At 69.8% G+C, this 11,973-nt stretch carries 12 protein-coding genes and 1 tRNA gene; 9 read left to right on the forward strand and 4 right to left on the reverse strand.

The annotated features are described in order from the left end of the window. Nucleotides 1-18 precede the first annotated feature (18 nt). The 8 genes from OIE67_RS54050 (at nucleotide 19) to OIE67_RS54080 (ending at nucleotide 5,824) form a co-directional block, all read left to right on the forward strand. Nucleotides 19-813, forward strand: coding sequence for a uracil-DNA glycosylase (locus tag OIE67_RS54050; protein ID WP_106240518.1), 795 nt, complete (start codon nucleotides 19-21; stop codon nucleotides 811-813). A 95-nt stretch (nucleotides 814-908) separates the two neighbouring features. Next, complete coding sequence (locus OIE67_RS54055; RefSeq protein WP_106240520.1) at nucleotides 909-2,225, forward strand: NAD(P)/FAD-dependent oxidoreductase; 1,317 nt, start codon at nucleotides 909-911, stop codon at nucleotides 2,223-2,225. A gap of 79 nt (nucleotides 2,226-2,304) precedes the next feature. Continuing rightward, nucleotides 2,305-2,817 (forward strand): glycine cleavage system protein R, encoded by a 513-nt coding sequence (locus OIE67_RS54060; protein WP_106240523.1) that lies wholly within the window; start codon nucleotides 2,305-2,307, stop codon nucleotides 2,815-2,817. Between the two features lie 26 nt (nucleotides 2,818-2,843). Beyond that, nucleotides 2,844-3,338: a peptide deformylase gene (locus OIE67_RS55720; RefSeq protein WP_358397553.1), complete on the forward strand. Its 495-nt coding sequence runs from the start codon at nucleotides 2,844-2,846 to the stop codon at nucleotides 3,336-3,338. Nucleotides 3,339-3,387: 49 nt separating this feature from the next. Continuing rightward, nucleotides 3,388-3,460, forward strand: a tRNA-Leu gene (locus OIE67_RS54065). A 669-nt stretch (nucleotides 3,461-4,129) separates the two neighbouring features. Continuing rightward, the gene (locus OIE67_RS54070) at nucleotides 4,130-4,924 is read left to right on the forward strand and encodes a Bax inhibitor-1/YccA family protein (protein WP_106240527.1); all 795 of its coding nucleotides are present in this window, start codon (nucleotides 4,130-4,132) and stop codon (nucleotides 4,922-4,924) included. Between the two features lie 167 nt (nucleotides 4,925-5,091). Beyond that, nucleotides 5,092-5,325: a DUF4287 domain-containing protein gene (locus OIE67_RS54075; RefSeq protein ID WP_106240529.1), complete on the forward strand. Its 234-nt coding sequence runs from the start codon at nucleotides 5,092-5,094 to the stop codon at nucleotides 5,323-5,325. 91 nt (nucleotides 5,326-5,416) lie between these two features. After that, a complete protein-coding gene (locus OIE67_RS54080) occupies nucleotides 5,417-5,824 on the forward strand; it encodes a PPOX class F420-dependent oxidoreductase (protein WP_106240532.1) in 408 nt (135 codons plus the stop codon). 49 nt (nucleotides 5,825-5,873) lie between these two features. Here OIE67_RS54080 and OIE67_RS54085 read toward each other — a convergent pair whose 3' ends face one another. The 3 genes from OIE67_RS54085 to OIE67_RS54095 form a co-directional block, all read right to left on the reverse strand. Then, nucleotides 5,874-7,091, reverse strand: coding sequence for an acetyl-CoA C-acetyltransferase (locus OIE67_RS54085; RefSeq protein ID WP_106240533.1), 1,218 nt, complete (start codon nucleotides 7,089-7,091; stop codon nucleotides 5,874-5,876). 73 nt (nucleotides 7,092-7,164) lie between these two features. Continuing rightward, entirely contained in the window at nucleotides 7,165-8,508 is a 1,344-nt protein-coding gene (locus tag OIE67_RS54090) for an outer membrane protein assembly factor BamB family protein (protein WP_326635016.1), read from the reverse strand. Nucleotides 8,509-8,592: 84 nt separating this feature from the next. Then, nucleotides 8,593-9,576 (reverse strand): SGNH/GDSL hydrolase family protein, encoded by a 984-nt coding sequence (locus OIE67_RS54095; RefSeq protein ID WP_326635017.1) that lies wholly within the window; start codon nucleotides 9,574-9,576, stop codon nucleotides 8,593-8,595. A gap of 128 nt (nucleotides 9,577-9,704) precedes the next feature. Between OIE67_RS54095 and OIE67_RS54100 the strand changes: the two genes are divergently transcribed. Then, entirely contained in the window at nucleotides 9,705-11,075 is a 1,371-nt protein-coding gene (locus OIE67_RS54100; RefSeq protein WP_326635018.1) for a cystathionine beta-synthase, read from the forward strand. On the opposite strand, the gene OIE67_RS54105 is transcribed toward OIE67_RS54100, so the two are convergent. Continuing rightward, nucleotides 11,072-11,929: an NAD(P)-dependent oxidoreductase gene (locus tag OIE67_RS54105; protein WP_326635020.1), complete on the reverse strand. Its 858-nt coding sequence runs from the start codon at nucleotides 11,927-11,929 to the stop codon at nucleotides 11,072-11,074. The genes OIE67_RS54100 and OIE67_RS54105 overlap by 4 nt on opposite strands. Nucleotides 11,930-11,973: the final 44 nt, after the last annotated feature.

The following is an 11,973-nucleotide window of genomic DNA, read 5'->3' on the forward strand; positions in this document are numbered from 1 at the left end:
TCGGGCACCATCGATGCCATGACCTTCGTACCTCCAGGCACCGGCTGGCCCGACGACCCCGCGACCGCCGACACCCCCGTGGCGCTCGATCCGGCGGACGTGCGCCGCCTGGCCGCCGGGTCCGGCACCCTCGCCGAGCTCACGGCCGCGCAGTCGGTCTGCCGCGCGTGTCCCCGCCTGGTGGAGTGGCGCGAGGAGGTCGCGCGGGTGAAGCGGCGGGCGTTCGCGGACGAGACGTACTGGGGCCGTCCCGTTCCCGGATGGGGCGACGAGCGGCCGGGGATCCTGCTGGTCGGCCTGGCGCCGGCCGCCCACGGGGGCAACAGGACGGGGCGGATCTTCACCGGCGACAGGAGCGGCGACTGGCTGTTCGCCTCCCTCCACCGCACCGGGCTGGCCGCGCAGGAGACCAGCACGTACGCGGGCGACGGCCAGCGCCTCATCGGCACCCGCGTGGTGGCCTCCGTGCGCTGTGCGCCGCCCGCGAACAAGCCGGCCCCGGAGGAGAAGGCCGCCTGCTTCCCGTGGATGGCCAGGGAGGTCGAGCTGGTCGCCCCGCACGTGAAGGTGATCGTGGCGCTCGGCGGGTACGCCTGGCAGGCCATGTGGCCGGCGCTCAAGGCCGCGGGTTACGAGCTGCCGCGCGCCCGCCCGCCGTTCGGCCACGGGGTGGAGCACGAGATCCGGCACGACGGGCGCCCCGTCACCCTGATCGGCTGCTACCACCCGAGCCAGCAGAACACCTTCACCGGCCGCGTCACCGCCCAGATGCTGGACGACGTCTTCGAAAGGGCCAGGTCACTGGCTGTGTGACGCGTCCCACCACGCCTGGATTGGATTCGCGGGGAGCCCCTGACATATGCTTGTGAATGCTTTCACAAGCACTCCACGAGGGATGGGGCCTCAGGATGAACAAGCACATTTTGATCGTCGGCGGCGGGTACGTCGGCCTCTACACGGCGCTGCGGCTGCAGCGCAAACTCCACCGCGAGCTGCGCGGCGGAGAAGTCCGCATCACCGTCATCGACCCCCAGTCCTACATGACCTACCAGCCGTTCCTTCCCGAGGCCGCCGCGGGCAACCTGTCGCCGCGCCACATGGTGGCGCCGCTGCGGCGCATCCTGCCCAAGGTGCACATCCTCAACGGAACGGTGACCAAGGTCGACCACGCGGAGCGCACGGTCACCTTCCAGCCGGCCGAGGGCGAGCCGCGCCAGGTGGCCTACGACGTGATCGTGATGGCCGCCGGCTCGATCTCCCGCACGCTGCCCATCCCCGGGCTCACCGACATCGGCATCGGCTTCAAGACCGTGGGCGAGGCCATCGCGCTGCGCAACCGCGTGCTGCACCTGCTCGACGTGGCGGAGTCGACCACCGACCCCGAGGTCAGGCGAAGGGCGCTGACGTTCGTGGTGGTCGGAGCCGGGTTCGCCGGCGTGGAGGCGCTGGCCGAGCTGGAGGACATGGCCAAGGACTCCACCCGCTACTACCGCAACATCACGCCCGCGGACATCCGCTGGGTGCTCGTCGAGGCCACCGAGCGGGTGCTGCCCGAGGTCGGTCCCGAGATGGGCAAGTGGACCCTGGAGCAGCTGCGCGAGCGCGGCATCGACGTCAAGCTCGGCACCCGCCTGGAGTCCTGCGAGGACGGTCACGTGGTGCTGTCGGACGGCTCGCGGTTCGACGCCGAGACGCTGGTGTGGACCGCCGGCGTCAAGCCCAGCCCCGTGGTCAACGACAGCGACCTGCCGCTCGACGAGCGCGGCCGGCTCAAGGCGACCGCCATGCTCACCGTGGCGGGCACGCCGGACGCCTTCACGGCGGGCGACGCCGCCGGGGTGCCGGACGTGACCAACCCCGGCCAGTACTGCGCCCCCAACGCCCAGCACGCGGTCCGCCAGGCCAAGGTGCTGGCCGACAACGTCGTCCGTCACCTTCGCGGGCAGGAACTGGTCGAATACCGCCACAAGTACGTCGGATCGGTGGCCGGTCTGGGCCTGCATCAGGGTGTCGCCAATGTCTATGGCGTCAAGCTTCGCGGATTCCCTGCGTGGTTCATGCACCGGACCTACCATCTGTCGCGGGTGCCGACGCTGAACCGCAAGGTCCGTGTCGTCGTCGATTGGACCCTGGCCCTGTTCTTCAAGCGAGAGACGATCTCACTGGGTGAGATGGAGCACCCGCGCGAGGGCTTCAGGGCCGCGGTGGCGACGACTCACCGCTAGCCCAGGTACGGCAGCGCCCCGGCGATCATCGCCGGGGCGTTTTTCGGCACCCCTGGCGCAAGCGGAAGGGGTACCACGGGTGAGTCTTTCAGCGGTCACCGTGCTCGGCGTAGACCGGCCGGGCGTGATCGCCGCAGTGACAGGTTCTCTCGCAGACTGCGGGTTGAACATCCGGGACTCGACCATGACGCTGCTCGGCGGCCACATCGCGATGATGCTGCTGGTGGCGGGCGAGCTGGACTCCGCCGAGTTGCTGAAACGTCTGGGGACGCCTGACCTGGTGATCAGCACCTCGGCGGTGGAGGCCCGCCGGCACTTCTGCGACGAGGGCGGAGGGCTCGGCTACGTGCTGACCGTGCACGGTCCCGACCGGCCGGGCATCATCTCGGCCATCAGCGCCGTGCTGGCCGACGACGGCGGCAACATCACGGGCATGAGCTCCAGGCTCAGCGGACGCCTGTACGTGCTCATCGCCGACGTCGAGCTGCCCAAGGACGTGGACGTGGCGGCGCTCATGCGCCGGCTGGCGGCCACGGGGGCGAGCCTCGACTCCGACATCACCTTCAGACCCGTAGAACCGGAACTGCTGTGACAGGGCCGGGAGGAACGGTGCGCGCGGTGCTCGGCGCCCCGCACCCCCTCCTGTCCGCCGTGGCGGAACCGGTGGACCCGACCGAGCCCACGGTCGTGTCCGCCGCGGAGGACCTCCTGGCCACCCTGCGCGCGGAACGGGGGACGGCGGGGCTGGCCGCCCCCCAGATCGGCCTGAGCCTGCGCCTGATCGCCTTTGACGCCGGTCGCCACCCTAGAAGCCGGTCCTGGGCCGGAGAGCTCGTCCTGGCCAATCCACGGCTCGCGCGCGCGGCCCACTGGGACGAGGGCCGGGAGGGGTGCGCGTCCGTCGAGGGGCTCACGGCCGACGTACGCCGTGCGACGCGTATCACCGTACATGGGCATTTGCCAGGCAGCGGCGAGGCGGTCACCATCGAAGCGGATGCGTTCGAAGCTCGTTGCATTCAGCACCAACTGGACCATCTAGACGGTCTACTCTTCTTGGACAGAGTCCCTGGAGCGCTATCACTTCACCGCAGACTTCACAGTTGTGGCGCCTGATGCGAAGTTGTGCTCCTCTGAACCATGGTCCGTTTCGTATGATTGCGGCGCCCCCGTAGCCCAATGGCAGAGGCAAACCCCTTAAAAGGGTTGACGTGCGGGTTCGAATCCCGCCGGGGGCACTTGCCATCTTCCCTGCCTTTGGGTCTCTGACCTGGAGGTTTACTGCGATCGTCGAACGGGCCCCGCCCGGCCCTTCTCGGCCGATATCGAGTTGTTATGGAGTTGGCCTGTCACCGGGCGGTCACTGCTGGTGGAGAGCCGGTGCCACCGGGGCTGAGGGGCCTGTCGGACGGGTGGGTAAGGTCTCGCTCACTGACTGTTGATGTAGGCGCGCGTTTACCCGCCCGAGCTGTTTTCGTACGCACGACGATATTGACAACCTGTCCGGTTTCTGCTTTCTCCCGGTCCCACCGGAGTTTCTTTCCGTGAATGGTTGACTACGCTTTACAACCGGCCCTTTTCGGCGCGGGATAACGGGGTTAGTGAGCCCCGGCCCGCCCCGGCCCGATCGCCGCCTCCACCGCGGTCCCGTCCCGGTCCCGTCCCGATCCCTCTGCCGGCCCGATCTCCGCACGTCGCCGCCCGGCCGCGCGGACGCGCCAGGCGTCGACAGGACCGGTCCCGGCCGCCGTGCTCCCGGCGGGTTTCCCCGGGGACGGCGGCGGGGAACTTCGCGGCGGGACGGTTCGTTGTGAACGACGCCGAAGTCCCGAATGAACATCGATCTGAGCGTCTAGTTGACCAAGGTGCCGCCGCGCATCGTAGGCTCGGCGTCACAGGAGGCAGCGATGGAGAGCAAGAACCCCGTATTCAGCAGGTCGCGGCAGCAGGCCGCGACGGGCTGGGCCGGCCCGAGCCCGTCCCCCGAGCATTTGCAGAACATGTACGACTCCCCGTCGTACGCACCCCCGGCCCGGCCGGCGTTCCGGGCCATGACGCTCGACGACGTCGTGGTCCGCGGGTTCATGACCCTGGGCACCCTCGTCGTGGCCGCGGCCGCGGCCTGGATTCTCGACGTGCCCCCGATGGTCGCCATCGGCGCGGCGGTCGTCGCGCTGATCCTCGGGTTGATCGCCTCGTTCACGATGAGCACCAACCCGGCGCTCATCCTGGGCTACGCCGCCTTCGAGGGCGTCTTCCTCGGCAAGATCAGCGCCGTCTTCGAGGGGATGATCAGCGGCATCGTGATGCAGGCGGTCCTCGGTACGGCGTTCGCCTTCGGCGCGGTGCTGACCGTCTACTCGCTGCGCATCGTGCGGGTCACCCCCAAACTGGTGAAGTTCACGGTCGCCGCCGCGATCGCCGCGCTCGGGCTGATCCTGGTCAACCTGCTCGTCGGCTTCTTCGTCGACGGCGGTCTCGGCCTGCGTACCGACAGCCCGATCGGCTGGATCTTCAGCGTCGTGATGATCCTGATCGGCTGCTTCTTCCTCCTGCTCGACTTCGACTCGATCGAGCAGGGCGTCAAGCAGGGGGCTCCCGACAAGTTCGCCTGGCAGTGCGCGTTCGGGCTGACGCTGAGCCTGGTCTGGATCTACCTGGAGGTGCTGCGGTTCATCAGCTACTTCAGCAGTAGCGACTGACCCTCAGCGCTCGCGCTCACAAGGGGCCTCGCCGTGACGGCGGGGCCCCTTTCGCTGTGCGATCGAAGATCTACCCGCCGTCACGAAATGATGCCTGGTTCAGGGCTTGCCATTCGCACGTCCGTGTTGCAGTGTCAAGCAAAGGACCTTAATCCGCGGAGGTGCCCATGTCCTTGAACCACTCAATGGAGACGCAGACGAAGCTGATAGCAAGGGTCCCAACGATCACGGGACGCGAACTCCCCGAGTGGTTTCAAGCCATCGACAACGGCCCGTCGTTCCTGAGGTGTGACGAGCGGGCCAACTGGCTCGCCGACGAGCACGGGCTGACCCACGGCTACGCCGCCGCCATCGTCCACGAGCACGAGCGGCACCGCCGTAACCGTATGGGCTTCATCTAAGCCCAACCGCCCCCGCGCCCGTGCCGCAGGCACGGGCGCGTCATCTTGGGGGCCGTCATCATCGGGGCATCGACCGCGTCATCATGAGGGCATGGAAATCGACAAGGCCCTCGGCTTTCTCCGCGACAACCACCGTGCGGTCCTGCTGACCCGGCATCGCGACGGGCGCCCGCAGATGTCGCCGGTCACGGCAGGGGTGCAGGACGGTCACATCGTCATCAGCACCAGGGAGACCGCGGCCAAGGTGCGCAACGCCCGCCGCGACCCCCAGGTGTCGCTGTGCGTCTTCACCGACGGGTTCTTCGGCGACTGGATCCAGGTCGACGGCACTGCCGAGATCATCTCGCTGCCGGAGGCGATGGAGGCGCTGGTCACGTACTACCGCGACATCTCCGGCGAGCACCCCGACTGGGACGACTACCGCGCGGCCATGGTCAGGGACCGCCGCGTCATCATGCGCCTCACGCCGGTGCACGCCGGCCCCGACCGCCACGGCTGACCGGCCGGCGGCCGGGTCGCGTTCCAGCGCCCCGGCCGCGCGCCGTGCCTCAGCTCAGGCGCTCGAGCACCATCGCCATGCCCTGGCCGCCGCCCACGCACATCGTCTCCAGGCCGATGCTCTTGTCGTGGTGCTGCAGGCTGTTGATCAGCGTCGAGGTGATCCGCGCGCCGGTCATCCCGAACGGGTGCCCGACCGCGATCGCCCCGCCGTTGACGTTGAGCCGGTCGAGGTCGATGCCGAGCTCCCGGTAGGAGGGGATCACCTGGGCGGCGAACGCCTCGTTGATCTCCACCAGGTCGACGTCGTCGATCGCCATGCCGGCTCGCGACAGCGCCATCTTCGACGCCTCGACCGGCCCCAGCCCCATGATCTCGGGCGACAGCCCGGTGACACCGGTGGAGACGATCCTGGCCAGCGGCGTGATGCCCAGCTCGGCGGCCTTGACGTCGCTCATGATGACGACGGCCGCGGCCCCGTCGTTCAGCGCGCAGCAGTTGCCCGCCGTGACCGTGCCGTCGGGGCGGAAGACGGGGGCGAGCGAGGCGACCTTCTCGTACGTGGTGCCCGCCCTGGGCCCGTCGTCCTTGCTCACCACGGTGCCGTCGGGCAGGGTCGCCGGCGTGATGTCCTTCTGCCAGAACCCGTCGGCCAGCGCCTTCTCGGCCAGATTCTGCGACCGTACGCCGAACTCGTCCTGCTCCTGGCGGGAGACGCCCTTGAGCTGGGCCACGTTCTCGGCCGTCTGCCCCATGGCGATGTAGACGTCGGGGACGGCGTCGTCCGCGCGCGGGTCGTGCCAGGTGCGGCCGCCCTCGCCGAACGCCTTGGTCCGGGCGCCCGCGTCCAGGAAGACGGGGTTGTGTGTCTCGGGCAGGGAGTCGGAGTTGCCCTTGACGAACCGGGACACGGTCTCGACCCCGGCCGAGACGAACACGTCGCCCTCGCCCGCCTTGATCGCGTGGAAGGCCATCCTGGTGGTCTGCAGCGACGAGGAGCAGTAGCGGGTCACGGTGGTGCCGGGCACGTCGTCGAGCCCCAGCATCACCGCCACCACCCGGGCCATGTTGAAGCCCTGCTCGCCTCCCGGCAGGCCGCATCCCAACATGATGTCCTCGATCGAGGACGGGTCGAGCTGGGGCACTTTGGCCAGCGCCGCCTGGATCATCTGCACGGTCAGGTCGTCGGGCCTGATCTCCTTCAGCGAACCCTTGAAGGCTCGTCCGATCGGGGAACGCGCGGTTGCGACGATGACTGCCTCGGGCATGGCCCCTCCTCTGTCGGCGCTAATAGTAGAACTATATTCCAGTTCCCCGCGCAAGGCCCGCCGACCCCATCGCTTATCCGTACATACCCGGCGCCGTAGCCGTGTGATCGTTCACCGCGTGCACGGCGCCCTTCTCGTCGCGCCACAGCCGCCAGCCGTCCTGGCTGCCCGTGAACCAGGGCGGCGGGGCCGTGGCGGGGGAGACCCGCTTGCCGGTGGCCAGGTCGTACTCGCAGAGGGCGGCGGTGGCGTAGAAGCCGGGCGCCTGCCCGCGCAGCGGCAGCGGCTTGGGGTCGGTGACGCAGAAGGACCAGCCGCGCTCCTCCTCGACCGGCACGGGCCGGCCCGAGGCGATGTCGAACGCCGTGCCCTTGGCGTCGTGCTTGAGGAAGCCGAGCCGGTCCATCCCGTCGGGGAAGGCCAGCCACCAGCCGGATCCGGGCACGTCCGCGGCGGTGATCTGGCCGAGCACCCGGCCCGAGGCCGAGTCGAGCCGGGCGAAGCCGCCGTAGCCGCCCTGGCGGTCCACCGGGCGCACGACGGGCGCGGCGCCGGGGTTGCCGCTGGGATAGACGCGGACGACGGAGGGTCGCATCCAGTTGATCGTCCCGTCGGCGATCCGCACGGAGAAGAGCCCGAAGGTGGAGACCTTCTTGGTCCGCGGGTTCGTGTACGGGGCGACGTAGCCGACCAGGTCGTCGCCGGTCGAGCCGAAGGCCCAGCCGCCCGACAGGTCGATTCCGGGGCCGAGCGCCTGCTCGATCGGCTGCTGCCACTGCAGCTTGCCGGTCTTCAGCTCGTACGACTCCACCATGGGGTTGGCGGCCAGCCGCAGCAGCAGCACCCGGCTGTCGTCGGCCCACTCGACCTCGGAGATCCCCGCCAGCTTCCACAGTTGCTTGCCGGTCGCCGGGTCGAGCACCACCATCCGGGCCTTGGCCAGGGCGGTGTGCTCGGACAGGCACACGTAAGGACCGCATCGCTGCGGCCCGAACGTCGAGTGCACGGGCCTGGACCACTTCTGCGCGCCCGACAGGGCGTCGCGGGCCACGAGCGTGGCGTTCCAGCGGCCCTTCTTGCCCGGGTCGAGCGCGACGACCACGCTGTCGCCGCCGGTCGTCTCCACGATCGCGGGGGTGGAGACCCCCATGCCGGGCAGGCGGCCGGCCATGGTGGCGGGGTGGGCCCACAGGCGCCTGCCGTCGCGCAGGCCGATGGCGACGGTTTCGAGGGCTCCGCCGGGCTTCATCGAGGTCGTGGCGACCACCCCGCCGCCCACGGCCATCCGGCTGACGGCGTTGACCTGGCTGTTCTCCCAGGTCGTGAACGTGGTGGTGGCCGCGTCGCTGCCGGAGCAGGCCGTCACGGCGAGGGTTCCGGCGAGAGCGAGGGATGGTTTCCAGAGGGGCCGGAGCACGGGCAATCCACTCCAAAGTGGGACGAGGAGTGACGGCTCCGACGCGAAGGGTGACCGGCTGGGGGCGTGGTCCCGCCGAGCCGTTCAGGCGTCGTTGACTGGCTCGCCGAGCCGACGGCGGAACAACGTGGCCCACTTACCGTGCAGGCCCGTCGCCCGCCCGTCGACCCTGGTCGCGGTGACCTCGGTGCCGGGCTCCTCCGCGGCCGTAGCCGCCGCGAGATAGATCGGTTGCAGTGCTTCGCCGCGTGCGGGGCGCGGCTCAGGCCACAGTCCCAACGCAGCGCACACTGACGGTAGCACCGCGTAAGCGGCCTGCGCGTAACCTCGGTCACTTGGATGGAAACGATCGGGTCCGAACATTTCTGTCGGATTTGTCGCGAACTCCGGGCCCAGGACGTCGGCGAACGCCACCGTACGGCCGCCGGCGTCCACCACCGCCACCGTCTGCGCCGCCGCGAGCTGCCGGCTCCAGCGCCGCGTCACCCAGCGCAGCGGCTGCGCGATGGGCCGCACGGTGCCGAGGTCGGGACACGTGCCCACGACCACCTCGACCCCCGCGTCCCTGAGCCGCCGCACGGCCTTGGACAGATGCCGTACGGCGGTCGCGGGCGGCGTCTGCGTGATGATGTCGTTCGCGCCCACGAAGATCACCGCCAGGTCGGGCTCCATCGCCAGCGCCACGTCCACCTGCTCGCCCAGCTCGGCCGAGGGCGCGCCGGACTTGCCCGCGACCACCAGGCGCACCGGACGCTCGGCGACGGCGGCCAGGCCGTTGGCGAGCAGGACGCCGGGGGTCTTGGCCGGGTCGGTCATGCCCAGGCCCACGGAGGTGGAGTCGCCGAGCATGGCCATTTTGAGTGGTTCGCCGGGAAACGCCCCGTACAGGCCGTCGGAGACGGGACCGTCGAGTCCGTGAGGCCGGCCGATGGCCTTCCGCGCGAGCAGCCCTTCGGCGATCAGCAGCCCGTACGCCGTGGCTCCGAGAGCCGTGAGGCCCCCTCCGCCGAGTGCCGCCGCTGTAGCGATCTTCCGCGCCGCGCGCGCCATGCCAGCTGGCCAGACCACGTGGGTGCCCTCCCCGGTCGAACTCGGCGGTAGCGTTTGCTTGAAAAGTAGCCGAGGGCCTGCCACCCCCACCGGACCTCGGCCGTCGGCAAGCTGATCAAGCTTCGGCAAAGAAGGTGAACACCTCGGTGCGCGTTTACGATTCCCTGGTCGACCTCATGGGGAACACCCCGCTGGTCCGGCTGCACAAAGTCACCGCGGGAGTCCCCGCCCAGGTGCTCGCCAAGGTCGAGTACTTCAACCCGGGGGGCTCGGTCAAGGACCGCATCGCCGTCCGCATGATCGAGGCCGCGGAGAAGTCGGGCGAGCTGCGCCCGGGCGGCGTGATCGTGGAGCCCACCTCGGGCAACACGGGTGTGGGGCTGGCCATCGTGGCCCAGCGCAAGGGCTACCGGTGCCTGTTCGTGGTGCCCGACAAGGTGGCCCAGGACAAGATCTCGGTGCTGCGCGCGTACGGGGCAGAGGTGGTGGTCTGCCCGACCGCGGTCTCGCCCGACCACCCCGACTCCTACTACTCGGTCTCCGACCGGCTGGCCCGCGAGGTGCCCAACGCCTGGAAGCCCGACCAGTACTCCAACGTCAACAACCCCGACTCCCACTACCACTCGACCGGTCCCGAGGTGTGGGAGCAGACCGAGGGCAGGGTCACCCACTTCGTGGCGGGCATCGGCACCGGCGGCACGATCAGCGGCACCGGGCGCTACCTGAAGGAGATCTCGGACGGGCGGGTGAAGATCATCGGGGCCGACCCCGAGGGCTCCGTCTACTCCGGCGGCTCCGGGCGTCCCTACCTGGTCGAGGGGGTCGGCGAGGACATCTGGCCGGCCACGTACGACACCGAGGTCTGCGACGAGATCATCGCGGTGTCCGACAAGGAGTCCTTCAACATGACCCGCCGCCTCGCCCGCGAGGAGGGGCTGCTGGTCGGCGGCTCCTGCGGCATGGCCGTGGTGGCGGCGCTGCGGGTGGCGGCCAAGGCGGCGCCCGACGACGTGGTGGTCGTGCTCCTGCCCGACGGCGGCCGCGGCTACCTGTCGAAGATCTTCAACGACGACTGGATGGCCGACTACGGCTTCCTGACCACCTCCTCCGACGAGGGCCTGGTCGGCGACGTGCTCGCGCGCAAGGGGCCGGGGCTGCCGGAGTTCATCCACGCGCACCCCCACGAGTCGGTCAGCACGGCCATCGCGATCATGCGCGAATACTCGGTCTCCCAGCTCCCGGTCATGAAGGAGGAGCCGCCGGTCATGGCGGCCGAGGTGGTCGGCTCCATCGTCGAGCGCGACCTCCTCGAAGCGCTCTATCACGGCAGGCTCTCCTCCGATGATTCGATCGCTGATCACATGTCCGCGCCGCTACCCACGATCGGCAGTGGTGAACCTGTGGCGCGTGCGGTGGAAGCGCTGGAGAAGGCCGATGCGGCCGTTGTGCTGGAAGACGGCAAGCCCTCCGGCCTGCTCACCCGGCAGGACCTGCTCGCCTTCCTGGCCAACCACTAGGGCTTCATGATCGACTGGATCACGGTGCCGAGGCCCTCGTCGCCGCGGCCCTCGGCGTCGGCGCGCTCGAACAGCCGCCGCAGCGCCGTCGGCACCGTGATCTCCACCCCGGCCTCCGCCAGCGCCTCCACGGCGTGGCCGAGGCCGACGGCCTGCATGTGCAGGGAGTTCAGCTCGCCCGGGTACGACCCGGCAGCGAACTCCCCGGCCAGGTGCCCGGCGTACCCCATGGGCCCGTCGCCGCCCATCTGGGTGAACAGGTCCCGCGCGAACGGCAGGAACGCCTCCGGCGCCACCCCGGCCGTGCGCAGCATCGCCATCGCGTGCATGTAGCTGGTCAGGCTGGACCAGAAGATCAGCAGCTGCGCCTGGTAGAACATCATCGCCAGGCCCTCGTCGGCCCCCACGTAGGCGACCTCGCCGAGCGTCTCCAGCACGGGCACGTGCCGGTCGAGCACCTCCTTCGGGCCGCTGTAGAACGTGTACGCCCCCGGCTGCCCGATCCCCGGCGGCGGCACCATGACACCCCCCGTGATCAGCGTGCCCCCGCGCTCCGCCACCCGGCGGGCCGCCTCACGCAGCTCGCCCGGGCTGCCCGAGCTGAGGTTGACCACGACCTTCCCGTCCAGCCGGGCGTCACCGAAGCTGTCGTACATCGCCTGGTAGCCGATCTGGCTCACCACCAGCAGCTCGCCGTCCACCGCGCTCGCCGCCCGCCTGGCGCCTCTGTCCATCAGAGGATCCGCCTTGCTTCTTGTACGGTTCCACACCGCCACCTCGTGGCCCGCGGCCAGGAACGTCTCGGCCATCTTCCACCCCATCGGGCCCAGCCCTACGACTGTCACTTGACTCATGAGCCCCACCATCGGGCAGGCCGCTACGGAATTCCTGCGGCTCC

This window comes from Nonomuraea fuscirosea (assembly GCF_035917475.1).
Taxonomy (GTDB): Bacteria; Actinomycetota; Actinomycetes; order Streptosporangiales; family Streptosporangiaceae; genus Nonomuraea; species Nonomuraea fuscirosea.